This window comes from Mesorhizobium liriopis, assembly GCF_024053505.1.
Taxonomy (GTDB): domain Bacteria; phylum Pseudomonadota; class Alphaproteobacteria; order Rhizobiales; family Rhizobiaceae; genus Mesorhizobium_B; species Mesorhizobium_B liriopis.
The window spans coordinates 20,744-46,815 of sequence record NZ_JAMXQS010000007.1 but is presented as its reverse complement, the minus strand read 5'-3'; the positions used below and the strand labels follow the sequence as shown (position 1 = coordinate 46,815).

The window sequence follows — 26,072 nt, the reverse complement described above, 5'->3', positions numbered from 1 at the left end:
GGACCGGTGGTCAGATGCGGCAGCGCCCGCTTCACGCCGCATTGTCTCTCCCCATTCGCTTGGCTCGTCGATTCCTGACCGGGTTCCGCGCTCGCCTCGTCACTGCCGTCGTGATTGTCACCGCAATTCTCTCAGCGGGGCTGATCGGCACCTCGGCCCTTTTGCTTCAGCGCAGCTGGCAGATGGCGCGTTCCACTGCGGAGAATTCGCTTGCCCGCACCGCGACCATCATCGAAAGCACGGTGAACCGCCAGTTGCTTCAGATCGACAGCGTGCTGGCGAGCCTGCCTGACCTCTTCGCAGCGGCGGGCTCGAACGGAGCGGCTGCAAGCTCGGAAACGGCGTCGCGGCTTTTACAGGGCTTCAACGCGCAAAGCCTTGTTTTTCGCGATCTCGTTCTTCTGTCGCCCGACGGCACGGTCTGGGCATCGGGCCGTTCGCGCCCGCTCGGCCAAGCGATCGGCATTGCTCCAGGCGCGGGTGATGGTGAACGGTTGGGCGGCCGTTCGCGTCTGATGGGACCGGTGCGCAACCCGCAAACCGGTGAATGGTCGCTTTATCTCGTGCGCCCGGTATCCCTTTCCGGCAATCAGCCGTTCTGGGCCGCCGCGGAAGTGCCGGCGGCGCGCCTGACCCGGCTTCTGCTCGAGGCGGCCGGAAGCCCGACGCTTCAAATCCGTCTCGAGCGCCCGAACAAGACGTTGCTCGCAAGCCTTCCCCATGACGAACTCGCCATGGGGAAGCAGGCAGCCGAACCATCCGACGGGTCGTCTTCCTTCAGCACGACGCGAACCACGCTTTACGACGATGTGATTGTGGAGGTCGTAGCCGATGCGTCCGTAACCATGGCGGACTGGCGTCAGGATCAGGACCGGCTCCTGATGCTCGTTTCCCTTGCCGAGCTTTTGATGCTCGCGTCGGCCGGTGGCCTGCTCGCGGCCCTGCGCCGCCGCGAGCAGCTGGAACAGGAACGCATGCGCGCCCGCCGCACGCTCGAAAACGCCATCGATGCGATGTCCGACGGTTTTGCCATGTGGGACGCCGATGACCGGCTGATCATGTCCAATGCGAAGTTTCGCGACCTCTTCTTGCAAACCGGCGAGCTTTTCGTTCCCGGCACCTCATTCGAGGACATGGTGCGGGACGCCGCGCGAGACGGCCGTTATCACCGCGAAGATGAGGCCGACCGCGACCACTGGATCGGCGATCTGCTGAACTGGCATCGCAAGGCCGAGGGCTCGCTCGAATATCGCTTGGCCGACGGACGCTGGCTCCTGGCCAAGGAGCGACGCACCGAAGCCGGCGAATGGGTCGGTATCCGCACCGACATCACACCGCTGAAACAGGCTCAGGCCGCCCTCGAAGCAGCAAGACTGGAAGCCGAGCGCGCCCATCGCGAGGCGGAAGCGCGCAACGCGGTTCTGATCGAGCAGGAGCGCCAGATCCGCTTCCTTGCCCATCACGACCCGTTGACCGGCCTGACCAACCGCGCGCTGTTTCGCACCGAGCTCGACCGCATGGCGCTCGCCTCCGAGCTCGGCGGCTCGGGCACGCTGGCACTGCTTTATCTCGATCTCGACCGCTTCAAGGAGGTCAACGACACGCTCGGCCATCCCGTGGGCGACATGCTCCTGCGCGAGGTCGCGAGGCGGCTCGAGGCCTGCGTGGGTGAAAGCGGCCTGGTCGCGCGACTCGGCGGCGACGAATTCGCGATCGCCTGCCTGTTCGCCGAGCCGGTGTTTCAGTCGCGCCGGCTGGGCGAGAAGATCGTTGCCAGCTTGTCGCGACCCTTCCGCCTGAAGGGGCGGCCCGTCACCATCGGCGCGAGCGTCGGCATCATGATCGCCAACAAGCTCGCGCACGATGCCGACACTTTGTTGCGCATGGCCGATATGGCGCTTTACGAGGCGAAAGGCGCCGGGCGCGGCACCTGCCGCTTCTTCGACCCGGCTGTGGAAACCCGCCTTCTGCATCGCCACGACCTCGCGCAGGACCTTCAGCAGTCGATTCTGCGACAGGAAATCGTGGTCGAATACCAGCCGGTCTTCGACCTCAAGACAAACGCACCGGTGGCCTTTGAAGCGCTTGCCCGCTGGGACCACCCCGAGCGTGGACGCGTCAGCCCTGCGGATTTCGTGCCGCTCGCCGAGGAAACCGGCCTGATCGAGGAGATCGGGGCTTATGTACTGGCGCAAGCCTGCCTCGAAGCGAGCCAGATGAGCGTGCCGCTCAGGATCGCGGTCAATCTTTCGCCGGTGCAGATGCGCTCGGACGGGATATTCACGACCGTGATGGATGCGCTCAAGCATTCGGGCATGCCGCCGAGCCGGCTTGAGCTTGAAATCACGGAATCAGCCCTCCTCGCCGACAGCGACCGCGTGGCGCAACTGCTGCGCCGCTTCCATGATGAAGGCATCAAGATCGCGCTGGACGATTTCGGCACCGGCTATTCGGCACTGGGCTATCTGCGTTCGTTTCCCTTCAGCAAGATCAAGATCGACCAGTCATTCGTGCGGGAGATGACCACGCATCCGAATTCGGCGGCGATCGTGTCCACCATCGTGCGGCTCGCCGACCAGCTCGGTCTCGACACCACGGCGGAAGGCGTGGAAACGGAAGACCAGCTGACACTGGTGCGCGCTGCGGGCTGCCGCGAGGCGCAAGGCTTCCTCCTGGGCCACCCACGCAGGAGACTGAGCGACTTCGTGATGCCCGGGAACGAAGAGAGCAACAAGATCGCCCCGCGCCTCCTGGGCTGAAAGCGCCATCGCATGGCGTGTTGCCGGCCCTTCTGTTGCCCGGAATCAGATTAAGAAGCAGGCTCGACCCAAGAGCCTTCATTCCGCGCGATGCAATTCACTGATGCCGAACGTTCTGCCCTGTTTCGGCTGCTGGAATGGCGGCGCGACGTCCGCCATTTCCTGCCCGATCCGGTGCCCGACGCATTGGTGGAGGATTTGCGTTGCGCCATGGACCTGGCGCCGTCCGTCGGCAACTCGCGGCCTTGGCGGGTGCTCAGCGTGGAAAGCGCAAAACACAGGCAGGCCGTTCGCGCGATCTTCGGCGAGGCGAACCACAGGGCCGCATCGGCTTACCAGGGTGCACAACTCGCGCACTACCAAAGCCTCAAGCTTGAAGGCATCGAGATCGCACCGGTCCAACTCGCGATCTTCACCGCGCAGGACCCGCAGGAGGGTGCAGGCCTCGGGCGTCGCTCGGTCCCGCAAACGCTCGAACACAGCACGGCGATGGCGGTGCAGAACCTCAACCTCGTCGCCCGCTCCTATGGCCTGGGCGTGGGCATGGTGTCGATCCTCGACCCGGAGGCGATGGCACAACTCTTCGCCGTGCCCGCAGACTGGCGGTTCAGCCTTTACCTCTGCATCGGCTGGCCGCAACATAACGACAGCCAGCCGCTCCTTCATCGCAACGGCTGGCAGCAAAACTGCCAGACAAGTTGGGAGGTCGTGTGATGGCGCTCAGGCGCCGCCGATCTTGTCTTCCGTTCTGGTTTCGAAGTCCGATGCATCGTGGCGCTCGCGCAGTTGCGAGGACGGCTCGCCCGAAGTGCGATTGACCATCCGCCCGCGCTTCACCGCGGGCCGTTCGCCAATGAGCTTCTGCCAGCGCTGCAAATGGGTGTAGCCTTCGGTCGCAAGGAAGGTGCCGGCATCGGGATAGGACTCGTTCGCGGCGAGCAGCCCATACCAGGGCCACACCGCCATGTCGGCGATCGAATATTCGCTGCCCGCCAGATATTCATGGCTCGCCAGATGGCGGTCGAGCACGTCGAGCTGTCGCTTGGCCTCCATCGCATAGCGGTTGATCGCATATTCGATCTTGACCGGCGCATAGGCGAAGAAATGACCGAACCCACCGCCGACGAAGGGAGCGGAGCCCATCTGCCAGAACAGCCAGTTCAGCGTCTCGGTACGCGTGCGCAGGTCGTTCGACAGAAAGGCGCCGAATTTCTCTGCCAGATAGACGAGGATCGAACCCGACTCGAACACCCGCACCGCCTCGCCTTCCCCCTTGGGCGCGCGGTCGAGAAGGGCCGGGATCTTGGAGTTCGGATTGACCTCGACGAAGCCCGAGCCGAACTGGTCGCCATCGCCGATCTTGATCAGCCAGGCATCGTATTCGGCGTCCGTATGTCCGGCCGCGAGCAGCTCTTCCAGCAAGATCGTCACTTTGACGCCATTGGGCGTGCCCAGCGAGTAGAGCTGCAGCGGATGCTTGCCGACCGGCAGCACCTTCTCATGCGTCGGCCCGGCGACAGGGCGATTGATGCTCGCGAACTGCCCGCCGCTCTTGGTTTCCGGCGACCAGACAGTCGGCGGCACATAGCCGGCCGGAAGGTTGTTTTCAGGCGGGAATTTGTTGTCGGTCATGAGAGTTCTCTGTGTCTGCGAAGACGGGGATCATTCGATTGATCCCCGTCAAGTCAAGGTCAAGATTGCTCTTTGCAGAACGACCTGCCCTGTTACGCGCGTGCCGACGGCTCGTGGATCGGACAGCCGTTGAAGCGTTGGCGGAAGTTCGCCGAGTGACGATACGGATCCTTGCGTGCTCGGTTGATATTGCCGAGCGGTTGATGCGCCGTGATGCCCGTCCAGATGCTGAAGCGCATCTCCTCGTCCACCTTTTGCACGCGCTGCGGGTCCCAGCTGTCCTGATGGCCGACGGTGATCGTGCCCACTGTCTGGAAGGGCGCCTCGTCTTCCTTCCACTCGACCGTCGGGTCTTCGACCGGCTGTTTTTCCAGATCCCGGCATAGCTGCACGCGGAACTCCCAGACGCCGACGATGCCCTTCATCTCCTCTTGCACGGTTTCGCGAATGGCATCGGGGCGACCGCTCGCATCGATTTCCTTGCCGGAGAGTGCCGTCAGATCGGGCGAAACGGGCTTCAGGCTGAACTTCGCGATGTAGTCGCCGAAGCGGAACGGGGTGACGCTGTAATAGGTCTCGCCGAGCGGATCGACGTTCGGCGCGCCGCCCAGCGACTGGACCACCGTGCTTTCGATGCCGACCGCCGAAAGCGCCGTGTTAACGCCACGGAGCACCGAGGACATCACCTTCTTGCCGCCTTCGGCCACATCGGTGGTTTTCGCCAGAAGCTTCAGGTTGCCGAGAAACTTGTCTGCGGTCTTGGCCTGGAAGACCGGACCGTTGACCATGATGAAGTCCTGCGTCGTGCCTTCCGCATCCGGCAGGCGCTCGCCTTCCACGTCGAGCACCTTGATCGAAACCCCGCGCGGCAGCGAGATCGCGTCTTCGAGGATGTCGCCGGCATTGGTGGAGATGCGCAGATAGACCTTGTGCTCGCCAGGCTTGGCGAAAATCCCCTGAGCGAGTTCCGGAGGCAGATTCTCGCCGATCCTCAGCGTGCCTTCCAGAATACCATGTGCCTTGGCATGAACCGAGCGCACCGCATGGCCGTAGTCCTTGGAGGTGGTTTCCAGAATTTCGTCGAAAGCCTTGTTCAGCTCTTCAATGGTTTCGCGCTCGTCGGGCATGATCTCCTCGACCGAAGGGGAAAAGCGAACAGGGGTTGAGGATGCCATGGCTGACCCTTTCGGCTGGCTGACAAGATCGGTTGACGCTGGAATTGAGATCGGTTTGGCGAACCGTGCGGGTTCGACGGTTCAGCCAGAGCAGGCCGCATGAGCCTCATCCGGACGTCGCGAGTTCGACGACCCACGATATTTTCGACACGCGACACTCCTCCATACGGGAGCTACAGAACGCCTATTCGCTGTAATGGCTCCCCTGACGGCAGATCGCTTTTCCGTCATCGGCCGGCGGCCAGGTCTCAAGCGTGGCTGGACGGCATCAGCCTTGAAAGCGAGAGCATCCGCTCAATCTGTTCCGCATTGGGATGAGGCGAAGCGACGGTCCGCTGCCCTCCCTCGCCTCGTGGGCCATGGGTGCCGCGAGACCCGTCGATCTTGGAAAGCACATCATGCCGCAAACGCGCCCGACCATCATCTGCCACATGACGTCCTCGATCGACGGCCGTCTGCATCCCAGCCGCTATACGGAGAGCCCCGACGGCGTGGTGAAGGATTGGAGCGGGATCTACGAGACCATCCACGACGGCTTCAATGCCGATGCCTGGATCGTCGGGCGCGTGACCATGGCGGAAATGGCGAAAGGCGAGCCGCATGCGCCGGCACAAGCCGGCTCGGTCGAGCGCCCGCTCCACGTTGCCGTGCCCGATGCGGAAACCTATGCGATCGCGCTCGATCCTTCGGGCAAGGTGCATTTCGCCAAGCCCGATATCGGCGGCGATCCGGTCATCGTTTTGCTCGGCGGCGAAATCGCGGACACGCATCTCGCGGAGCTTGCAGATGATGGCATCTCATACATCGTGTCACCGGAGCCCGAGATCGACCTTTCAGAAGCCCTTGCAACCTTGAAGAAAGAATTCGGGATCGAAACCCTGCTTCTCGAAGGCGGGGCCGGCATCAACGGCTCGTTTCTGGCGGCGGGCCTGGTCGATGAGTTCAGCGTGGTGATTGCGCCGGCTCTCGATGGCGGGCTCGATGTCGACGGTATCGCCGCCTTCGAGGGCGGATTGAAGGGAAAGAGCAGGCTCTCGCTTGCCGGTGTCGAAAAGCTCGATCACGGCGCCGTGCATTTGCGCTACACGGTCACGCCCGGCTGATGGGCTCAGCATTCGTGCTCTAACCAAAGCATGTAAATCGGCGATAAGCCGGTTCGCGCCTGCGCAACGCCCACCGGAATACATCGCAAAAGCACCAGCGACGGTCCGAAGACCGTCATGCCGGAAACAGAGATGGTTGGAAAATTTGGAGCGGGCGAAGGGATTCGAACCCTCGACCCCAACCTTGGCAAGGTTGTGCTCTACCCCTGAGCTACACCCGCTCGCGCGGCTCGTTCGCCGCAAGTGAGGCCTCTATGGCCGAACCGCTTCGGGATTGCAACAGGAAACTGATGGGCCTTTTCGAATGAAGCGTATGACGCATCGGCAGGCCCGTGAAGAGATGCTTGTTCGCGGCCTCGCTTCGGCGCTAAAGCCTCGGCCGACCGAGGTGCGAGAGACAGTCAGGCCATGCCGAAAACACCCGACGAGCTTTTCCGTTTTCTCCAAAGCTTAGGGATCGAGACGAAAACGACCGAGCATCCGCCGCTTTTCACGGTGGCCGATTCGCAAGCCCTGCGCGGCACGATCTCCGGCGCGCACACCAAGAACCTGTTTCTCAAGGACAAGAAGGACAACTTCTTTCTTCTCACCGTGGAAGAGGAAGCGGTGGTGGATCTGAAAAGCATCCACCACGTGATCGGTGCGGCCAGCCGCGTGTCCTTCGGCAAACCGGAAGCGCTGATGGAACTGCTCGGCGTCATTCCGGGTGCGGTGTCCGCGTTCGGCCTGATCAATGACGAGGCCCACCGCGTGCGCTTCTTCCTCGACGCGACACTGGCCGAAAGCGAGACCGTGAACTGCCATCCGCTTTCCAACGAGGCGACGACGACGATCAGGTCCGCCGATCTCCAGCGCTTCGCCGAGGCCACCGGCCACCCTGTCACGATCTTGAAACTCGACAGCTGATCGCCACATGCCGCCCCAAGCGAATCCAAGCCCGCAAGCTGAAAGCCGAGGACGAAACCGATGAGTGACAAGAGCCTGCTTTTCGGCAACCAGCCTGCAGCACAGCAGCCAAGCCCGACCGCCGGTCTTTTCGGCGAAGCTTCCACGCCAGCGGCGACACAGTCCGTCAAGGATGTGACAACGGCAGGCTTTGCGGCCGATGTCATTCAGGAATCGCGCCGTCAGCCGGTTCTGGTGGATTTCTGGGCACCTTGGTGCGGCCCTTGCAAACAGTTGGCGCCCGCGCTCGAAAAGGCGGTGGCGGAAGCAGGCGGACGCGTCCGGCTCGTCAAGATGAACATCGACGAGCACCCATCGATCGCGGGGCAGTTGGGCATCCAGTCGATTCCTGCCGTGATCGCCTTCAAGAACGGCCAGCCGGTGGACGGCTTCATGGGCGCGGTGCCTGAAAGCCAGATCAAGGAATTCATTGCGCGCGTGGCCGGCAACGGTCCTGATCCCGAGCTTGGCGACGCCATCAAGGCCGCCCAGGAGGCGCAGGCGCAGGGCGACCTGCAAACGGCCATGCAGCTGTTCGACGCCGTGCTCAGCCAGGCCCCCGACAATCTCGACGCCATCGCAGGCCTTGCCGGCATTCTCTACGATGCAGGCGACGCCGAAGCCGCACAGGAAGTGCTCGCCATGGCGCCCGAGGGCAAGGGTGACAATGCCGCACTGGCCTCGCTCAAGGCCAAGATGGCGCTGGCCGAGGAAGCTGCCAAGCTGGGTGATCCGGCAGCACTTCAGCGGCGACTGGCTGCCGATCCGAACGATCATCAGGCGCGTTTCGATTTGGCCATGATCCAGAATGCGCTCGGCAACCGCGCGGACGCAGCCGAAAGCCTGCTCAGCATCGTCAAAGCCGACCGCACCTGGAACGAGGACGGCGCACGCGCCCAGCTTCTGCGCTTCTTCGAGGCCTGGGGCCCGACTGACCCGGCAACGCTTTCCGCCCGTCGCAGGCTTTCCTCGCTCCTGTTCTCCTAGACATGTGAAGAGCGTGACGTTTCGTGACCTTGAGATTAGACGCCTGCGCGCCAAGTTAGGAACCTGATGCACCTTGGGCTCATGAAGCCCCGGGATCTTGCGCCGGCAAGGTTTTTGTCGGTGCCGCGTCTCTAGGGGAGTGGAGTTCATTGCAGGCGGGAAACGCCCATTACCGCAAGCTTTCAGACCTGCCGGAAACGGTGGCGGTCTTTCCGCTTTCGGCCGCACTCCTTCTCCCCGGCGGACGCATGCCGCTCAACATCTTCGAGCCGCGCTACCTGCAGATGGTGGACGAAGCGATGGGCAGCTCGCGGCTGATCGGCATGATCCAGCCGGCGCTCGACGGCAAGCTGCGTCGGGACGGCGAGCCCGAGCTCTGTGCGGTGGGTTGTCTCGGTCGCATCATCTCGCTGACGGAAACAGGTGATGGGCGCTACCTGATCTCGCTCGGCGGCCTGTGCCGCTTCCGCATTGCCGAGGAACTCCCGGTGAGAACGCCGTTCCGGCTCGTGAAGCCGGTGCCCTTCGCCACCGATCTCGGCGAGGATGCGCGCGCCAATGAAGTCGATCGCGCGGCTCTCTTGAAGGCGTTTCGTGCCTATCTCGAATCGAACGATCTTCAGGCCGACTGGGACAGCGTGAGCCGCGCGGAAACGGCGACCCTGGTCAATGCGCTCGCCATGATGGCGCCTTACGGGCCAGCCGAGAAACAGGCGCTTCTCGAAGCCCCTGATTTGAAGGCGCGCGCCGAAACCCTGATCGCCATCACCGAGATCGCGCTCGCCCGCGAAAACGAGGACTTTTCCACCAGCCTGCAATAGGGTGCGTCCCATGAGCCGCATCTCCGAACAGTCACGCATCGATCCAAGGCTTCTGGAACTGCTCGTCTGCCCGCTGACCAAGGGGCGGCTGGAATGGGACGGCGTACGCAGCGAACTGGTGTCGAGAAGCGCGCGACTGGCTTACCCGGTGCGTGATGGCATTCCGGTTCTGCTGCCGTCCGAAGCGCGGACGTTGGAGGACGAGGGATAGAGTTCTGCTCGCGAGCATTGCGTCATCAACGATAAGCAACCCACCCTCAATGAAAATTCCGCCCCTTCGGCATCACCCGCCGCACGGGCTCCACATGGTTCATATCCATGCTGCCCTTCTGGTGACCGATCTCGTCCGCGCGGGTCAGCGTCTTAATGGTCGGCCCTTCTTCGGCGAGCAGGCCGAGCCAGGATGACAGGTCAGTGATTCTTTCGGCCACGACATGGATCACGCCCGACTGACTTTGCAACCGTCCCTCCACCCGCACGAAGCGGGCACCGAGCACGACGGCGCGGTGAAGCTCGAAGCATTTTTTCCAGACGATGATGTTCGCCACGCCGGTCTCGTCTTCGAGCGTCATGAAGATCACGCCCTTGGCCGAGCCCGGCCGCTGGCGCACCAGCACGAGACCAGCCACCGAAACGCGCCGGTTGCTGGGAGTATCGGCCAGTCTCGCCGAGGGCATCACACGCGCCTGGACAAGGCGGGAACGTAAGAACAAGACAGGATGGGCCTTCAACGAAAGTGCCATGGCCCGATAATCGTGCACCACATGCGCCCCCAGCGGCATGGGCGGCAGCCTGGTTTCCGGCTCATGCTCGCGAAAGCCTGTCTTGGTGCTATCGAAGAGCGGCAGGCGTTCGGTGGCCGAGCCCGGATCGAGCGCTTGCGCGGCCCAAAGCGCCTCGCGCCGGTCGAGCCCCAGCGAACGGAAGGCATCGGCTTCAGCCAGACGCCGGATCACCGAAGCGGAAAGGCGCGTACGCAACCAGACGTCCCGCACGGAGTCGTAGCCCTCTCCCCGCGCGGCGGCGAGGGCCGTCATATCCTCCTCGCGCAAGCCTTTGACGAGGCGAAAACCGAGCCGCACCGCATAACGGCTGCGGATCGTGTCGCGCATCTCCGCATGGCGCTTGGCAATCTGCGTAGGATCGAAGCGATAGGCGCCCGCATCGTCCTCAAGCGTGCAATCCCAGAGGGAATGATTGACATCCACCACGCGCACCTCGACCCCATGCTCCCGCGCATCGCGCACGAGCTGGGCGGGTGCATAGAAGCCCATCGGCTGCGAGTTCAGGATCGCCGCGCAGAACACGTCCGGGTACCAGGCTTTGAACCAGCAGGAGGCATAGACAAGCAGCGCGAAGGATGCGGCGTGAGATTCGGGAAAGCCGTATTCGCCGAAGCCTCTGATCTGGGCGAAGCAGCGCTTGGCGAATTCTTCCGGATAGCCGTTCTTAACCATGCCTGCGATCATGCGCTCTTCATGATATTTGATGGTACCGGTTCGACGGAACGTCGCCATCGAGCGGCGCAGTTCATCGGCTTCGCCCGGTGTGAACTTGGCGCACTCGATGGCAATTCGCATGGCCTGCTCCTGAAAGAGCGGCACGCCGTAGGTTCGGCCCAGAATGGCTTCGAGCTGTGGCTGATGATACTCGACCGGCTCTTTGCCTTCCCGCCGCCGCAGGTAAGGATGCACCATCTCGCCCTGAATCGGACCGGGCCGCACGATGGCAACTTCGATCACCAGATCATAGAACTGTTTCGGCTTCAGCCGCGGCAGCATCGACATCTGCGCGCGGCTTTCGATTTGGAACACGCCGAGCGTGTCGGCACGCTGGATCATGGCATAGACGGCAGGTTCTTCTGTTTGGCGTTCCGTGATCGCGGCAAGCGTCAGGTCCATGCCGTAATGGGCTTTGAGCAATCCAAAGCAGCGCTGCAGGCAGCTCAACATGCCGAGCGCGAGTATATCGACCTTGAGGAGCTGGACGGCGTCGAGATCGTCCTTGTCCCACTCCACCATCTTGCGATCCTCCATCGCCGTTTTGACGATGGGCACGATCTCGTCGAGCCGGTCCTTGGTGATGACGAACCCACCGACATGCTGGGACAGGTGGCGGGGGTGCTCAATGATCGAATTGGCGAGTGCAAAAAGCCGCGTGGTTTCGGGATCACCCATCTTGAGACCTGCGCCATTCGCCTCCGTCTCGTCCAGTGCCGTGCCCTTCCAGCGCCAAGTGACGCCTGAAAGAGCCGAAAGTGCATCGTCGGTGAAGCCAAGCGCCTTGCCGACCTCGCGCAGGGCCGAGCGCGGGCGATAGGAAATCACGGCACAGGCGAGCGCCGTGTGCTTCTCCCGATACTTCCGGTAGATGTACTGGATCACCTTCTCGCGGTGCTCGTGCTCGAAATCGACATCGATATCGGGCGGCTCATCACGCTCGCGGGAGATAAAACGCTCAAAAAGGCAGGTGCCGAGATCCGGGTTCACATCGGTGATACCGAGACAATAGCAGATCACCGAGTTCGCAGCCGACCCCCGACCCTGACACAGGATACCGGCCTCGTCGCGGGCGAAGCGCATGATGTCGTGCACGGTCAGGAAGTAGCGGGCATATTCCTTTTCACGGACCAGCGCGAATTCGTGCAGGATGGTTTTGCGGTGCTTGGGCGGGATTTCTCTGGGCCAGCGCTTGGCTGCACCTTCCCAAGTCAGACGCTCCAGTTCCTCTTGGGCAGTGGCCCCGTCACGGGTCGGCTCATCAGGATAGTTGTGGTGCAATTCACTTAAACAAAAGCCGAGTTCACTTGTGAATCGGATCGTTTCCGCGATGGCCTCAGGGTATCGATAAAAAAGCCGCTTCATCTCGGAGGGAGGTTTCAGAAAACGCTCGGCATTGCCTTCCAGCGCGAAGCCAGCCCGGGCGACCGTGGTCTTGTGACGAATGGCCGTCACCACATCCTGAAGCGGACGGCGAAATGGCATATGATAGAGTGCATCGCCCACCGCCATCATCGGCAGGCCAGCCGCCTGTGCGAGAACTGAAGCCTGTGCGAAACGGAACTGATCTTCACCGCAATAAAGTGGCGCGGTCCCGACACGCACGGCTCGGCCGAAGGCTGAGCAAAACTCACGCAGAAGAGGCAGAGCGACTTCGGCCTTATCGAGATCGGGCAGAACGATCAGCGACAGGTTCCTTCCCCAGCGCAGGAGCCCTTCGCGCAAAAGCCGGGGCGCGCCCTTTTCGCCGGCGAAGTTGGCCTCGGTCAGCATCCGGCAGAGATGACCCCAGCCGGTCCGGTCGCGCGGATAGGCAAGGATGTCGGGCGTGCCATCGGCGAAAACCAGTCTGACGCCGGGATGGTAAAAGGGAGGGGTTCCGACATCCGTTGCCCCCTCCCTGCGCTCTTTGTCGGCCTTGGCGTGAAGAACCTTGATCTGGCCCCAGGCCCGTACCACGCCGGCCACCGTGTTGCGATCGGCAAGACCCACAGCGTGAAAGCCCAGTTCGCCGGATGCCTGCATCATTTCCTCAGGCTTGGACGCGCCTTCCAGAAAAGAAAAACTCGAGCGCATGCCGAACTCGGCATAGGCGATTTCCGTCTCGGCCTTTCTCTCACGCGCCTCGCTAACCGGCAGCGCGATGACGTTCTCCGTCATGCGAAAAGCCCATGCAGGAACCAGCGCGGCACGCCGTTAGGACCGGTGCCGTAGAGACCCTGCCGGAACAGCCAGTAGCGGCGGCCGTCTTCGTCCTCGATGCGGAAATAGTCGCGCATGATCGCCTTCTGGCCGGTCCAGCCGAGATCGCTTTCCTGCGTCTCCTCGGTCTTGGGATCGATCAGTGGCGGGTCCCACGGCTGTGGGTCGAGCCACCATTCGGGGGCAAGGCGTTCGGGGCCTTCGGAGCGCACCACGCGGGTCGTCACGCGGCGCCAGCGGAACTGGCGGGGCGGCCCTTCGGGCACTTCGGCCGCCGTCACCTCGATGCGCTCGGGCGGCGCGAAAAGATAGATGGGACGAACGGGGTGGCGGCGCATCGGGCGCGCAGGGATGGCGAGGTTGTCGGATGGCGTGCCGTCGAGCCGGCCGAAGGGCACGAAGCCCACCGCGCGCTCGGGCCAGTGCGTGTCGCGTAAAGTCGGCTGGCGCACCGTGCTTTCGCCGAGCCGTGCGGTGATGCGGTCGGCGAGAAGCGCGATTGCGGCCTCGTCGCCCTTGCGGCTTTCCGCAACCAAACTCGTTTGCGGCGTTTCAAAAGGCGCGCTCGCCGTCACCGACAGGCGCACGAGGTCGAAACCGTAGCCGGGTTCGAGCGCATTGCCCAAGGCGCTCAGCTTTTCGCGGCAGATGCGGCGGATCACGGCAGGCTCACGCGTCGGCCGCGACAGCGCGATGCGGACACGGCTCACCACGCCATCGACACGAAACAGCGCCAGTTCCAGTTCGAGCACGCCGAGCCCCTGGCGCTCGAGGTCGGGGCGCAGGGTGACGGCGAGATGGCCGCAAAGCTCCTCGATTCTGTCCGGCTCCTGGAGCGGATCGAACAGATGGCGTTCGGCCGATAGGGGAGCCGGTGCAAAGCGCGGCGAGATGGCCTCGTCCGAAGCGCCAAAGGCCTGATCGAGCCGCGCGATCAAGGCCGTGCCGAAACGGCGCGCGAGCGGCGCGCGGGGTGCATCCGCCACCACGCCCACCGTTTTCAGCCCAACGCTTTCGAGCCCCTGGCGCGCCTGCGCCTCGAGCCTAAGCGCACCGAGCGGCATGGCGGCAAGCGCTTGGCGCTCCTCAGCCTGCGCGATGCCTCGGCTTTGCATCGCTTCCGAGCCGTAGCGAACCAGCGCCCAAGCGGCACCGGGCGTCGAGGCAAGCCCGGCGCGGGCCTCGAAACCCTGTCGTGCGAGCCGCGCCAGGGCATCCGTTCGCATGGCCTCCTCACCGCCGAACAGATGTGCGCAGCCGGAAATATCGAGAAAAAGCCCGTCCGGCTCATCGAGCCCGACCAAAGGCGTGTAGCGGTCGCACCAGTCGGCCAATGTCAGAAGCAGATGGCGGTCGGCGTGAGTGTCTTCCGGCTCGACGACGAGCTCAGGATGGCGCGCACGCGCATCGGCGATACCGGTGCCGGGGCGCAGGCCCAGAGCTTCAGCCCGCCTGTCGCAGGACGCGATGCGCTGGGCGTTCGCCTCGCGCCGGCTCGTGACCAAGGGCGGCAGGTTCGCTTCGTGTTTGCGCCAGTTCGGCCCCATCTGGGCGCGCCTGATCCGCTCCACCGCGAGATACGGAAACCAGAGCGCCAGGAAGCGCCGTTTCCCGCTCGGTTCGCTCTCGGAAACTGTTGGCATCGAAGTTCCATTCCAGTGTGAAGTCAGACGGTGCGGCGCCGTTGGCGCTTTTGCTCAAGCTCACGCGCCAGGCCGGGTAGCCGACGGTGCCGTCGAGCGGCCCGGCCAGCGTCTCGCGTAAAGCCGAGGGTGCGGGCGCGACATGGAGGCGGGTGGGCGCGGCAGTGGGTTCGGAGACAGCGTTCTGGCGAAGCAGCAGAACCGGGCGCCCGGCTTCCCGTGCTCGCACCTGAAGGCGCCGCGTGGCGTTGAGATCGAGCGCGGACGGGCTGCCGCGCAGTTCGATCAGCACAGCACCCAAGCTCGGCAAGCCAGCCGCTTCACCCGCGATCCACAAGGCATCCGCCGCGCGGTCGCCCCGTGACAGGATGAGATGCTCGGGCCCAATGCCGTAAAGCCGGTAGAGCCCGGCGAGATAAGGCAAGCCCGCCTCGGCGACACCGTCCTTGGTGCCGATCCAGAGCAGCGGTTTCGCTGCGCCATTCACACGCGAGGAAGCCCCAAGAAGCGCGAGCGTAAAGCCCAGCACGGCGCCCGCATCGCGGCTCGCAGCCCCGTGGATTTCCGTCAAACCGGCAAAAGGCACGCCGCCATGCAGTGCCGCGTCGAACCGCTCCACGCCGGTTTGCAAGCGAAGCAGCGCATCCGCCCTGCCCTCGCGCCTGAGCACCGTGCCATGCGGAATGGCGTCCGGCTCTTCGCATGACCGATGCAAGACGCCCGACCCATCGAGCGTCTCGGCGATCCGTCCTTCGATGCGGGCGATTTCCCGACGCAAGGCAAAAACGGCGTCATGCGCCGTGGCGGGGGCCATGACGGTCGTCTCTCCGGATCACGAGTTCTTGTTATGTTCTATAAATTCCACAGCGCTTCGGAGAGTCAAGAACCGAGAGGAATTTTTTCTTGTTATCCACCTGTGTTGGATGCATGCAACACAGGCAATCAAACGGAAACCAGTTTCACGAAAATGCTTGCCCTTGCGGAACGTTTCCGACACTCCCGCTTCGCGCAAGTTGCAAGTCTTAACCCTTGGCTCCTAACCGAGTTGCCCTAAGCAGCAACGCCCACTGCCACGAGAAGGCTTGAGCATAGTGCCTTGGTCTGAAAAAAGAGACGCCGCTTTCCGGCTCGCACCCCTTTGGGCGGGCTGCTTCGGCTTGTTCATGGGCCTTGCAGGCTGCGCCTCGCCCGTGCCGATCGAGACCACCTCCGGACTGCAGACCGTTTCCAACGAGACCGCCTTTGCCATGCCCGATCCGGGCGGACCGACCATCACGTCGGTCACGCAGGAGCAACTCGCCAACACGGTTGAGCAGCGCATCTATCTCGAAACCGACGCAGCCGTGCCGGGCCAGAACTATATTCTGGTGCAGCTTTTCGGGCCGCGCGATGCGCGCTTCGGTTCCCAGAACGGTGTGGCCGAGGGCTTCCGCACCGACCTGAAATGGCGCTCGGAAGCGCGCAGCGCCATTCCCGGCGTCAAGATGAACCTGTCGCCCTTCTATGTGCAGAACCGCTATGGCCCGTTCGGCTATGCGATGGGCCGCACGCGCGGCGGCGATCTGTGCATGTATGCCTGGCAGACCCTGTCATCGACCAATTCGACGCGTACGTTGTTTCGCGAGAAAGGCGCCATCCGCATCCGCATGCGGGTGTGCCGCGCCGGCTCGAGCGAGGCGAACCTGCTCGGCCTGATGTATAATTTCACGCTGAACGCCTTCTATCGCGACCGTCACTGGAACCCTTATGGCGCGACCCTGCCGCCAGCGGTGGGCTTGGGCCGTCCGGGCAGTGCGATCTATCCGACAGGCGAAACGGGCTTCAACAACGTAGCGCCGGCCGCACCCGCCCGCCCGAGAAGCAGTGCTCCCCGCCGCGTGTCACGAGCTGCCGTGCGGACCGAGACCACCGCGCCCGCCGTGATGGTCGAGCCGCAGCCCATTCCGCAGCCGATCGGCCCGCTGGTTCCGCCGCCCCCCGGCCAGCAACCGGTGCGCGCGGTGCCGGCCCAGCAAAGCCCGCGCCAGTCGCTTGAGTTCGTTCAGCCGGTTAGACAGGTTCCGTTGGCGCCTGCGCCCGCGCTGACAGCTCCCGCATCCGGCACAGTTGTTCCGCCGCCGCCCGCCGGTTCGCCGCCAGATCCCTCAGCCCCGTCACGAAACTGAGCCATGCTCGGCTTAACGCTTCTTTAAGTATCCGCGAAACTCCATGGTATCTGTCCCCGTATCCCGATCATTGAGCTTCATGCTTCGGCAGGGGACTTCTGCTTATACTTGGAGCCAGGTCGCGTTTGACTGGTTCCAGGCAGGTCTTGTTTGGGAACAGAGACAAGCCGGCCGGCTTGAAGTGATCGGCGCATGGGAACCACACGCCCCATGCCCGGCGGACATGAAGGCTGTCTCGGCATGAAAAAGGCTCTCATCCTCCTCGTCTGGGCCATGATCGCGGCATTCGTGATTGCCTTGATCACCCTGCCCATCAACATTCAGGGCCAGCTCATCACCGGCGTTTCGATCGTGCTTTGCATGATGCTGTTGAAGCTGTTGCGGCCCGAAGGCGTGTTCCGCCTGATCTCGCTCGCCTTCGGCACGGCCATCGTGCTGCGCTACGTCTATTGGCGCACGACCTCGACGCTGCCGCCCTTCAACCAGCCCGAGAACTTCATTCCCGGCTTCCTGCTTTATCTGGCCGAGATGTACAGCGTGCTCATGCTGGCGCTCAGCCTGTTCGTGGTGGCAGCCCCCCTGCCGCCGCGCCCCTCGCGCTCGGCCAATATCGGCCCGCGCGACCAGCTGCCCACCGTCGACGTCTTCGTGCCGACCTATAATGAGGATGCCGAACTTCTCGCCAACACGCTGGCCGCCGCCAAGGCGATGGACTATCCGGCCGACAAGTTCACCGTCTGGCTGCTCGACGATGGCGGCACGGCGCAGAAGCGCAATGCCGACAAGGTGGCCGAGGCCAACCGCGCCGAGCGCCGCCATGCCGAGCTCCAGCAGCTCGCCGCCGATCTCGACTGCCGTTACCTCACGCGCGAGCGCAACGAGCACGCCAAGGCCGGCAACATGAACAATGCGCTGGCGCAGTCCACCGGCGAGCTGATCGTGGTGTTCGACGCCGACCACGCACCCGCACGCGACTTCCTCACCGAAACGGTCGGCTACTTCAAGGACGACCCGAAGCTCTTTCTCGTTCAGACGCCGCACTTCTTCCTCAACCCCGATCCGGTCGAGCGCAACCTCCAGACCTTCGAGAAGATGCCGTCGGAGAACGAGATGTTCTACGGCGTCATCCAGCGTGGCCTCGACAAGTGGAACGCTGCCTTCTTCTGCGGCTCGGCAGCTGTGCTGCGCCGCGCGGCACTCATGGAAACCGGCGGCTTCTCAGGCATCTCGATCACCGAGGACTGCGAAACCGCGCTTGAACTGCATGGTCGCGGCTGGCACTCGCTTTACGTCGACAAGCCGCTGATCGCCGGCCTCCAGCCTGCGACCTTCGCCTCCTTCATCGGCCAGCGTTCGCGCTGGGCGCAAGGCATGCTGCAGATCCTGCGCTTCCGGTTTCCTCCGCTCAAGCGTGGGCTCCAGCTGCCGCAGCGCCTATGCTATATGTCCTCGACGCTGTTCTGGCTGTTTCCCTTTCCGCGCGCGATCTTCCTGGTCGCCCCACTTTTCTACCTGTTCTTCGATCTTGAGATCTTCACCGCCTCGGGCGGCGAGTTCATGGCCTATACGCTGAGCTACATGCTCGTGAACCTGATCATGCAGAACTACCTTTACGGGCAGTTCCGCTGGCCGTGGATCTCGGAACTCTACGAATATGTTCAGACGATCCACCTTTTGCCGGCCGTGATCTCGGTGATCCTCAACCCGCGCAAGCCCACCTTCAAGGTGACCGCCAAGGACGAGTCGATCGCCAAAAGCCGTCTCTCGGAGATCGCCGCACCCTTCTTCATCATCTTCTTCATTCTGCTCGCGGCCGTCTTCGTCACCGCATGGCGCGTTTATCACGAGCCCTACAAGGCCGATGTGACGCTGGTGGTGGGTGCCTGGAACCTGCTCAACCTCGTGATGGCGGGCTGTGCGCTGGGCGTCGTGTCCGAGCGCGGCGAACGCGCCGCGACGCGCCGCGTCAAGGTCAGCCGCCGTGCCCGCTTCCAGATCGGCGAGCAGAGCTTCCAGGCGACCATCGAGGACGTGTCCGTCCATGGCGCACGCGTCCAGGTCTTCGGCCAGCTGCCGGAACTCACCCAGGACATGATGGGCGAGCTGCAGTTCCAGACCTTCGCCGAAAAGCGCGAAGGCGGCCTGCCGATCCTGATCCGCAATTTCGAGCGCACGCCCGATGGCGGTTTCATCGGCTGCCGCTATCGGCCCTCCATTCCCGACCACCATCGCTTCGTGGCCGACCTGATCTTCGCCAATTCCAACCAGTGGACGCAGTTCCAGCTGTCGCGACGCGGTAATCCCGGCCTGCTGATGGGAACGATCCGCTTCTTCCGTATGGCTCTGTTCCAGACCTATCGCGGACTGGTCTATCTCTGGCGCGCGGCCCGCACGCGCGGCGGCAACGAGGCTGTGGAAGCCCGCATCGCGGAGAGCACGCTGTGAGATCGCTGCTTCTTTCCGCCACCGCTCTTCTCGTTCTCCTGAACGCCGCAGCCGCGCAGGATGCCGCGCAACCGGCCGCTCCCTTCGACATGGGCACCGAGCGGCCTGCCGGCACGCCTGCACCAGCGCCGCGCGCAGCACCGCAACCGACTCCTGCCCAGCCGACCCCTGCGCAGCCGGCAGCACCCCAGCCGAGCCCTGCAACGCCCGATCCGACGGCACAGGACGAAGCGCCCCCTGCGCCCACGCAAACGGGCGAGACCGAACAGCCGGCGAACGGCACAAGCGTGGACGGCACCAGCACCGGCGCGCCGCTCAATGTCGGCGACCCCACGCTCACGCGCCGCTACCTTCTTCCCTTCGACGACTTCACTCTGTCGGGTGAAAACAGCCGCCGCGCGTGGTCGATCTACCTCACGCCGGTTCAGGCCGCATCCGAAGCACGGTTGCGGCTTGCCTATCAGAACGCCGTGGTGGTCGCGCCCGAGGCGTCCCGCCTCGAAATGCACATCAACGGCCAGAAGCTTGTGGATGAGCCCATCTCATCATCCTCCAACGTCAAGGAACAGTCCTTTTCGCTGCCGTCCAACAGCCTGAAGCCCGGCTGGAACGATATCGAGTTCGTGGCAACCCAGCGCCACCGCACCGACTGCACGATCCAGTCCACCTACGAACTCTGGACCCAGATCGACCCGGCGCGCACGTTCATCGATTTCTCGTCCCCCGAGGCCATCAAGCTTTCTTCGCTCGACGACCTGCGCGCGATCGGCGTGGATGCCGACGGTCGTACGCGCTTCAATCTCGTCGTGCCGGGTCTCGCGCAGCCGGCAACGGCCGCACCCGCCCTCCGTCTTTCGGAAGCCTTGGCCCTGACCGCCGACATGCCCAACCAGTCGGTCGCGATCTCGGCGCGCACAGCGCCCAAGCCAGGCCCTGGTTCGCTCAACGTGCTGATGGGAACACCCCAAGAACTCGCTGGGCTTGTCGAACGCCTGCCTTTGGGAAGCGACATCGACGGCGTGGCGGGGCTGATCGAAGACAAGACCTTCGGCCCTTCGACCCTTGTGATCTCCGGTCCCAACTGGAACGCCATCAACGGAGCGGTGGAAAGCCTTCTCACCCCGCTCGACCGCAGTCGTGATGTTCAGCGTACCGTGATCGCCACGCGATCGTGGCGCACGCCTGAACCGCCCATGCTGTTCACGCGAAGCAATGTCCGCTTCGCCGATCTTGGCGTCGCCACCCAAGAATTCTCGGGGCGCCGCTTTCGCACCGAATTCACGGTCGGCGTGCCATCGGACTTCTACGCCCAATCCTATGGTGAAGCGCGAATTCTGCTCGATGCGGCCTACAGTCCCGACGTGCAGCCGGGCTCCCACATCGACATCTACGTGAACGGTTCGATCGCCTCGACCCTGCCGATCACCAACACCGGCGGCTCGATCCTGCGCCATCTGCCCATCAAGGTGCCGATGACGCATTTCAGGCCGGGCGTGAACACGGTCGCGTTCGAGGCGATCCTGCTGACCGAAGCCGATAATCTCTGCGCACCGGGCACCACGGCCCTGCCTGGCAGCCGTTTCGTTCTCTTCGACAGTTCCGAATGGGTGATGCCGGATTATGCCCGCATCACGCAGCGGCCGAACCTTTCAGCCACGGGGGGGACCGGTGCGCCTTACGGCCGCTCCGACCATCCGGTACCTGTTCTGTTCGACCGCGCCGACCCTGCCAGCTTTTCGGCAGCTGCGACGGTTCTCGGCCGCATGTCGGTCGCTGCCGGGCGGCCTGTCAATATCGACCTCAATGCATCGCCCGCTGCAGCGAGCGACCGCAATGCGCTTTTCGTCGGCCCCATTGCTTCGATCGCCCCGGAAATCCTTTCCCAGGTCGGCATCTCCGAGACGAGCCGCACGGGATGGAGCCAGAGCGGGGAACAGCCGCAGGCGCCCGACAACACGGATGCCACCTTCGAGCGCTGGCGCGACCAGTTGCGCGGCAGCGACTGGCGCGGCCAGGTTTCGTCATTCCAGGACTGGCTGGAGCGCAATTTCGATATCTCGCTCGACACCCTGCGGATCCGGCCTGCAGCGTCCGAGGTGTTTACGCCAGGGGGCGATGCCAGCCTGGTTGTGGCGCAGAACCCGAGCCCGAGCGGCACTGCGACCTGGACCGTGGTGACGGCACCGAGTGCAGCCATGCTCGCGGATGGCGTCAACGCGGTCGCGCGCGGCGCGAGTTGGGCCGAAATCGGCGGCCATATCACCACCTATAACCCGTCCAACAACCGGCTGTCCCAAATCCCGGTCGGTCAATTCAACCTGTCGGACCCACAGCCGGCCGCTCTTTCGAACTATCGCCTGATCGCGGCCAACTGGCTTTCCGCCAACGTCCTCGCCTATTCGGGCGCGCTTGCCGGTCTCGCGGTCATCCTCGGGCTTGCTACGAGCATTATGCTGTCGGCTCTTGGGAGAGATCGGTGAAAGCATTTCTGCGCATATTGGCCTTGGGCGCCGCGTTGATTTCCGGCATCGGTGCTGCCTATGCGCAGAACAATGCCATCTCGTCCGCGGATTGGAACGCCTACAAGGCCAAGTTCCTCGATGGCTCGGGCCGCATCGTGGATGATGCCAACGGCAATATCAGCCATAGCGAGGGTCAGGGTTACGGCCTGCTGCTCGCCTATCTCGCGGGCGCACGTGCCGATTTCGACCTGATCTGGAGTTTCACCAAGACCGAGCTTCTGCTTCGCGACGACGGGCTGGCCGTTTGGAAGTGGGAGCCCAACGCCAATCCGCATGTGACCGACCCCAACAATGCGACGGATGGCGACATGCTGATCGCCTATGCGCTGGGGCTGGCCGGCGAAAGCTGGCGTCGTCAGGACCTGCTCGACGCCGGCAAGGGCATCGCGGACGCCATCGGTCGCGCAGCCCTTCTGCGCGATGGAAAAGAGGTCCTCATCCTGCCTGCCGCGAACGGCTTCGGCGCCAAGGACCGCACGGATGGTCCGGTGATCAACATCTCCTATTGGGTGTTCGAAGCCTTCCCGGTTCTGTCCAACCTCGCGCCGAACGTCGATTGGCAGGCATTGCGCAGCGCGGGGCTGGGGCTGGCGCGCGACATCAAGCTCGGCAATGCACAGATGCCGCCCGACTGGCTTTCGCTCAACGGCGAGCCCAAACCCGCCGACGGCTTTCCTGCCGAGTTCGGCTACAACGCGATCCGCATTCCGCTCTACCTGATGCGTGCCGGCATCGACGACCGCAAGACGCTGGAACCGCTTCTGAAAGGCATGACCGACGGACAGGGCAACCCGCGCACCGTTCTTTTGACGAATGTCACCAAGGATGTCTTGAGCGATCCCGGTTATCGCATGATCCTGGCCATGGGCGCCTGCGTGCTCGACCGCACGCCGATCCCGAACGAACTCAAGACTTTCCAGCCGACCAATTATTATCCGTCCACCCTCCAGCTTCTCGCGCTGTCATTCGTGGCGCGCAGGCACGGGGAATGCTTATGAACCAGAGAATCGCCGTCCTTCTGCTCGGCACGGCCGTTCTGCTTTATTCGAGCGGCGGCCGCTTCGCGTCCATCGCCCAGGTTTCGACGCCGCCCGCCTCAACCAGCGGTTCCCAATCGAACAGCAGCACCGTGCCACAGCCGCCGGCCGCCGCCAGCCCGGCGCCCTCGAGCGTCGCCCCCCTGCCCGCGCAGGATCAGCCCCCAACGCAGGCTCAAGCGCAGCCGCAGCCGGAAGTCGACGAATCCGCGTTGCGCTATTTCGCCCAGCAGGGCGACACCAAGCGCCTCGAAGCCGAGATCGCGCGGCTGCGTGCGCTCTACCCCAATTGGACACCGCCCGCCGATCCGCTCGCCGTTCCCGTTCAGCGCGACGCCAAGCTCGACGCGATGTGGAAGCTTTATTCGGAGAACAAGATCGCCGAGGTGCGCAAGGCCATCTCCGACCGGCAGGCCGAGGAACCGGGCTGGGAGGTGCCGGCCGACCTGCTCGATCGTTTGGCGGTGGCCGAAGCGCGCGAGCGCATCATCAATGCCTCCGACCTCAAGCAATATGACACGGTGATCCGCCAGGCCTCGACCACGCCGAGCCTGCTCACCTGCGGCGATCTCGACGTTTTGTGGCGCGTGGCCGAAGCGTTCGGCAAGACAGACCGCGCGAGCCGCGCGCTCGATGCCTATCGCTACGTGCTGCAATCCTGCGGGGACGAAGGCCCGCAACGGCTGGCGACCGTACAAAAGGCGCTGGCCGTGTTGCCGCGCGATGAATTCAACCAGTTGCTGGCCCTTGAGAAGAAGTCGCCGCAAGGGGTGGGCGAGTTCGATTCCATCCGCGACGATCTTGCGCGCCAGAGTGTCGGCAAGGGTGGCGAAGACCCCAAGGCCGAGGTTGCACAGGCAGATCTGGACCGCGTACAAGAGTTGGCCCAGGACAAGAAGCAGCCATCCGATGCATTGCTGCTCGGCTGGTACAACATCGTTCGCGACAAACCGCAGGATGCCGAGCGCTGGTTCACGCAGGCTCGCCAGGCGGAAGACAGCGCGCAGGCGAGCCAGGGCCTCGCGCTGGCCCAGATCGCGCTCGGCAAGTCGCCGGATGCCGAGGACGTGCTCTACAAGTGGCGCGACGAGAACGAGGACACGCAAAAGACCTATATGGCGGCCGTGGCCAACATGCTCGCCATCGTGCCCCCGCTCGAACTGGCGCCCGATCGTTTGGCGCGCATCGCAGCGGAAGTCGGCAAGGTGCGTGATGCCGCCGCCGCCCAGCAGTTCGGCTGGTATGCCGATGCGCTCAACCAGTTCCCGACTGCGCAGCAATGGTTCGAAACGGCGCTCGGCTGGAAGCCCGGCGACGAGCCATCGGCCTATGGCCTGACCTTGATGTTCTGGAAGCTGAACAACAAGCAGGGCGTGACCCAGATGCAGCGGCTCTGGGCCGGGCGCTCGGACCGTATCGCAACCGTGGGCCAGCCCCAGCCGCAACAGGGCCAGCCCGCGCAAAGCGCGATTCCCCGCCAGTTCGGCCCGCAAGGTGCGACCCAGCAGCCGCAGCCGCAACAGCAGCGCGTGCAGCCGCAATATGCGCCCCAGCCGCAGCAATACACGCCGCAACAGCAGCAGAGCACGGGCTCAGCCGACCAGCGCACCGATGCGATCCCATCCGTGCCGCAGCGCTATGCGCAGGCCGCACCCGAGCCCGATCCGTCACGCTACGGCACGACGCTTGCCGCCTATTCCGAAATCCAACCGGCGACGCCCGCCTACAACCGCGTGCAGCAATTCGCTCAAGTGCAGACGGCACCCGAACAGGAAACCGTCCCCCAACGTGCCGAACGCGCGCCGCGCATCACGGCAGACGAAAGCGCACCGGCCCGGCCCGCGACGCGCGAAGAAGTCGTGGTCGCCCAGAACAACACATCGACCGGCTCACGCGTTTCGGCGCGCGGCTGCTCGAACACGGTCGATCCCAACCTGCTTTCGCCCCGCGCGGCCCTTCAGCGCGGCTGGTGCCTGCTCAATCTCAAGCGTCCACTGGAAGCGGGTGAGGCCTTCGAGCGGGGCTTGATGACCCGCAACGCGAAAGACAAGGAAGACGCGGCCTATGGCCAGAGCTTGGCCTATATGCAGGCGGGCCTGATCAACAAGGCGGCACTCTCGGCGTCCAAGTCGCGCCAGAGCCAGCAACGCTCGACCGAGCTTCAGATCGCACTTCTCGCTGCGCGCGCCAACGACGCCTTCCAGGCGAAGCGCTACAACGAGACCCTGATCGCCCTCGATGAGCGCTCGCGCCTGATGCCGGAAGATGTCGGCCTGATGGCGCTGCGCGGCTACGCGCTTCTGGGCCTCAATCGCTTCAACGATGCCGAACAAATCTTCGGCGCTGCAGCCGCATCCGGCTCCGAGAATGCGAGGCGTGGACTTTTACTGGTCAGAGAGCGCCGGGCCGAGCGAGGAGCAGGGCAGCTGCCGCGCTGAGCGTGAGACTCCAAGAGCGACGTCAAAGGCTTGGATGAGTGTGAACGTCACCCCCGCCCCTAACTTTTCCCCGAGGTAGGGAAAGGTCATGGGCGGGGTAAGGGCGGCGCCTTGACGATCCGGCAAATTCACGCCGTCTCGTTCAATACGGCCACGCTCCGCTTCCCCAATCCCCCCTGCGCCAGCCCGACAAGCGCGACGATCACCATCTCCCGCGGCCAGCCCGCCAGAACGGCACGGTCGATCAGTTGCTCGAAAGCCGGTTCGAGCGCATCCATGCAACTCTCCTGAACCGCGAATTCCGGTCGTTCCGGTGGATAGATCCTGCGCATCACCGCCGCCTGCAAACATCTCCCTGTCGTTTCCAATCGCGACAACAGCCAATGGTTGCATTCTCAGGTTGCATGAAAAAGAGAATGGTAAAGCGGGTCCTCAGACCGCAAGTGCTTGGCGGCGATCGAGCCCCAGTCGTTCGGACTCGCTGCGCGCCTTGAGCGTCGCCTCCCGGTTCGTCTGGTAGGGCCCATACCGGTCGCGGCTCTCGCCCTCCCGGACATGGACGAAGAATTCGCCGCTTTCGGCTGCGATCGAAACCCAGGTTTCGGGGCGCGGCATGTCGTCGTTCATGGAAATGCCTCCTTGGTTTTCCTTTGGAAAGCGATACGGCCTGCCTATAAACCAGTTTCACTCCTGCCTTTG

At 63.8% G+C, this 26,072-nt stretch carries 19 protein-coding genes and 1 tRNA gene; 12 read left to right on the top strand and 8 right to left on the bottom strand.

Translation table 11 applies throughout. The features are described from left to right. Positions 1-14 precede the first annotated feature (14 nt). Together NGM99_RS14535 and bluB are read left to right on the top strand one after the other, a co-directional pair. Complete coding sequence (locus NGM99_RS14535; RefSeq protein ID WP_252820151.1) at positions 15-2,759, top strand: bifunctional diguanylate cyclase/phosphodiesterase; 2,745 nt, start codon at positions 15-17, stop codon at positions 2,757-2,759. Between the two features lie 90 nt (positions 2,760-2,849). After that, a complete protein-coding gene (bluB, locus tag NGM99_RS14530) occupies positions 2,850-3,473 on the top strand; it encodes a 5,6-dimethylbenzimidazole synthase (RefSeq protein WP_252820148.1) in 624 nt (207 codons plus the stop codon). Between the two features lie 6 nt (positions 3,474-3,479). On the opposite strand, the gene yghU is transcribed toward bluB, so the two are convergent. Then, positions 3,480-4,391 (bottom strand): glutathione-dependent disulfide-bond oxidoreductase, encoded by a 912-nt coding sequence (yghU, locus tag NGM99_RS14525; RefSeq protein ID WP_252820146.1) that lies wholly within the window; start codon positions 4,389-4,391, stop codon positions 3,480-3,482. A gap of 92 nt (positions 4,392-4,483) precedes the next feature. After that, positions 4,484-5,566, bottom strand: coding sequence for a catalase family protein (locus NGM99_RS14520; protein WP_252820144.1), 1,083 nt, complete (start codon positions 5,564-5,566; stop codon positions 4,484-4,486). Positions 5,567-5,964: 398 nt separating this feature from the next. Between NGM99_RS14520 and NGM99_RS14515 the strand changes: the two genes are divergently transcribed. After that, entirely contained in the window at positions 5,965-6,669 is a 705-nt protein-coding gene (locus NGM99_RS14515; protein WP_252820142.1) for a dihydrofolate reductase family protein, read from the top strand. Positions 6,670-6,815: 146 nt separating this feature from the next. On the opposite strand, the gene NGM99_RS14510 is transcribed toward NGM99_RS14515, so the two are convergent. Continuing rightward, positions 6,816-6,890: transfer RNA gene (locus NGM99_RS14510), tRNA-Gly, on the bottom strand. Positions 6,891-7,077: 187 nt separating this feature from the next. Between NGM99_RS14510 and NGM99_RS14505 the strand changes: the two genes are divergently transcribed. From NGM99_RS14505 to NGM99_RS14490, 4 genes are all read left to right on the top strand, one after another. Next, positions 7,078-7,575 (top strand): prolyl-tRNA synthetase associated domain-containing protein, encoded by a 498-nt coding sequence (locus tag NGM99_RS14505; protein WP_252820140.1) that lies wholly within the window; start codon positions 7,078-7,080, stop codon positions 7,573-7,575. 60 nt (positions 7,576-7,635) lie between these two features. After that, complete coding sequence (gene trxA / locus NGM99_RS14500) at positions 7,636-8,601, top strand: thioredoxin (protein WP_252820138.1); 966 nt, start codon at positions 7,636-7,638, stop codon at positions 8,599-8,601. A gap of 149 nt (positions 8,602-8,750) precedes the next feature. Next, positions 8,751-9,422: an LON peptidase substrate-binding domain-containing protein gene (locus NGM99_RS14495; RefSeq protein ID WP_252820136.1), complete on the top strand. Its 672-nt coding sequence runs from the start codon at positions 8,751-8,753 to the stop codon at positions 9,420-9,422. Between the two features lie 10 nt (positions 9,423-9,432). After that, complete coding sequence (locus NGM99_RS14490) at positions 9,433-9,633, top strand: Trm112 family protein (RefSeq protein ID WP_252820134.1); 201 nt, start codon at positions 9,433-9,435, stop codon at positions 9,631-9,633. A 46-nt stretch (positions 9,634-9,679) separates the two neighbouring features. On the opposite strand, the gene NGM99_RS14485 is transcribed toward NGM99_RS14490, so the two are convergent. Genes NGM99_RS14485 through NGM99_RS14475 form a run of 3 tightly spaced genes read right to left on the bottom strand, consistent with a single transcriptional unit; the run spans position 9,680 to position 15,580 of the window. Then, the gene (locus NGM99_RS14485; protein WP_252820132.1) at positions 9,680-13,081 is read right to left on the bottom strand and encodes an error-prone DNA polymerase; all 3,402 of its coding nucleotides are present in this window, start codon (positions 13,079-13,081) and stop codon (positions 9,680-9,682) included. Next, positions 13,078-14,670 carry a Y-family DNA polymerase gene (locus NGM99_RS14480; protein ID WP_252820784.1) on the bottom strand — a complete coding sequence of 531 codons (1,593 nt, stop codon included), beginning with the start codon at positions 14,668-14,670 and terminating at the stop codon, positions 13,078-13,080. The genes NGM99_RS14485 and NGM99_RS14480 overlap by 4 nt, the downstream gene beginning before the upstream one ends. Next, a complete protein-coding gene (locus tag NGM99_RS14475) occupies positions 14,567-15,580 on the bottom strand; it encodes an ImuA family protein (protein WP_252820130.1) in 1,014 nt (337 codons plus the stop codon). The genes NGM99_RS14480 and NGM99_RS14475 overlap by 104 nt, the downstream gene beginning before the upstream one ends. Positions 15,581-15,929: 349 nt before the next feature. On the opposite strand from NGM99_RS14475, the gene bcsN reads away from it, so the two are divergent. The 5 genes from bcsN (at position 15,930) to NGM99_RS14450 (ending at position 25,373) form a co-directional block, all read left to right on the top strand. Continuing rightward, positions 15,930-16,931, top strand: coding sequence for a cellulose biosynthesis protein BcsN (gene bcsN / locus NGM99_RS14470; RefSeq protein WP_252820782.1), 1,002 nt, complete (start codon positions 15,930-15,932; stop codon positions 16,929-16,931). 240 nt (positions 16,932-17,171) lie between these two features. Then, positions 17,172-19,376 (top strand): UDP-forming cellulose synthase catalytic subunit, encoded by a 2,205-nt coding sequence (gene bcsA, locus NGM99_RS14465; RefSeq protein WP_252820128.1) that lies wholly within the window; start codon positions 17,172-17,174, stop codon positions 19,374-19,376. After that, positions 19,373-21,856, top strand: a complete 2,484-nt coding sequence (locus tag NGM99_RS14460; RefSeq protein ID WP_252820126.1) for a cellulose biosynthesis cyclic di-GMP-binding regulatory protein BcsB — start codon at positions 19,373-19,375, stop codon at positions 21,854-21,856. Before bcsA ends, NGM99_RS14460 begins: the two co-directional genes overlap by 4 nt. Next, positions 21,853-22,896, top strand: a complete 1,044-nt coding sequence (locus NGM99_RS14455; RefSeq protein WP_252820124.1) for a family 8 glycosyl hydrolase — start codon at positions 21,853-21,855, stop codon at positions 22,894-22,896. Before NGM99_RS14460 ends, NGM99_RS14455 begins: the two co-directional genes overlap by 4 nt. Continuing rightward, positions 22,893-25,373 (top strand): cellulose synthase, encoded by a 2,481-nt coding sequence (locus NGM99_RS14450; RefSeq protein WP_252820122.1) that lies wholly within the window; start codon positions 22,893-22,895, stop codon positions 25,371-25,373. The genes NGM99_RS14455 and NGM99_RS14450 overlap by 4 nt, the downstream gene beginning before the upstream one ends. A 128-nt stretch (positions 25,374-25,501) precedes the next feature. Here NGM99_RS14450 and NGM99_RS14445 read toward each other — a convergent pair whose 3' ends face one another. Next, positions 25,502-25,651, bottom strand: a complete 150-nt coding sequence (locus tag NGM99_RS14445; RefSeq protein ID WP_252820120.1) for a hypothetical protein — start codon at positions 25,649-25,651, stop codon at positions 25,502-25,504. A gap of 154 nt (positions 25,652-25,805) precedes the next feature. Next, positions 25,806-26,000 carry a hypothetical protein gene (locus tag NGM99_RS14440; protein WP_252820118.1) on the bottom strand — a complete coding sequence of 65 codons (195 nt, stop codon included), beginning with the start codon at positions 25,998-26,000 and terminating at the stop codon, positions 25,806-25,808. Positions 26,001-26,072: the final 72 nt, after the last annotated feature.

Coding starts and splice junctions, on each gene's coding strand:
- NGM99_RS14480 (WP_252820784.1), bottom strand. CDS start 14,670: ATGGGGCCGAACTGGCGCAAACACGAAGCGAACCTGCCGCCCTTGGTC.
- NGM99_RS14485 (WP_252820132.1), bottom strand. CDS start 13,081: ATGACGGAGAACGTCATCGCGCTGCCGGTTAGCGAGGCGCGTGAGAGA.
- NGM99_RS14475 (WP_252820130.1), bottom strand. CDS start 15,580: ATGGCCCCCGCCACGGCGCATGACGCCGTTTTTGCCTTGCGTCGGGAA.
- yghU (WP_252820146.1), bottom strand. CDS start 4,391: ATGACCGACAACAAATTCCCGCCTGAAAACAACCTTCCGGCCGGCTAT.
- NGM99_RS14515 (WP_252820142.1), top strand. CDS start 5,965: ATGCCGCAAACGCGCCCGACCATCATCTGCCACATGACGTCCTCGATC.
- trxA (WP_252820138.1), top strand. CDS start 7,636: ATGAGTGACAAGAGCCTGCTTTTCGGCAACCAGCCTGCAGCACAGCAG.
- bcsN (WP_252820782.1), top strand. CDS start 15,930: ATGGGCCTTGCAGGCTGCGCCTCGCCCGTGCCGATCGAGACCACCTCC.
- NGM99_RS14440 (WP_252820118.1), bottom strand. CDS start 26,000: ATGAACGACGACATGCCGCGCCCCGAAACCTGGGTTTCGATCGCAGCC.
- bluB (WP_252820148.1), top strand. CDS start 2,850: ATGCAATTCACTGATGCCGAACGTTCTGCCCTGTTTCGGCTGCTGGAA.
- NGM99_RS14445 (WP_252820120.1), bottom strand. CDS start 25,651: ATGGATGCGCTCGAACCGGCTTTCGAGCAACTGATCGACCGTGCCGTT.
- NGM99_RS14535 (WP_252820151.1), top strand. CDS start 15: ATGCGGCAGCGCCCGCTTCACGCCGCATTGTCTCTCCCCATTCGCTTG.
- NGM99_RS14520 (WP_252820144.1), bottom strand. CDS start 5,566: ATGGCATCCTCAACCCCTGTTCGCTTTTCCCCTTCGGTCGAGGAGATC.
- NGM99_RS14490 (WP_252820134.1), top strand. CDS start 9,433: ATGAGCCGCATCTCCGAACAGTCACGCATCGATCCAAGGCTTCTGGAA.
- NGM99_RS14505 (WP_252820140.1), top strand. CDS start 7,078: ATGCCGAAAACACCCGACGAGCTTTTCCGTTTTCTCCAAAGCTTAGGG.
- NGM99_RS14450 (WP_252820122.1), top strand. CDS start 22,893: ATGAACCAGAGAATCGCCGTCCTTCTGCTCGGCACGGCCGTTCTGCTT.
- bcsA (WP_252820128.1), top strand. CDS start 17,172: ATGAAAAAGGCTCTCATCCTCCTCGTCTGGGCCATGATCGCGGCATTC.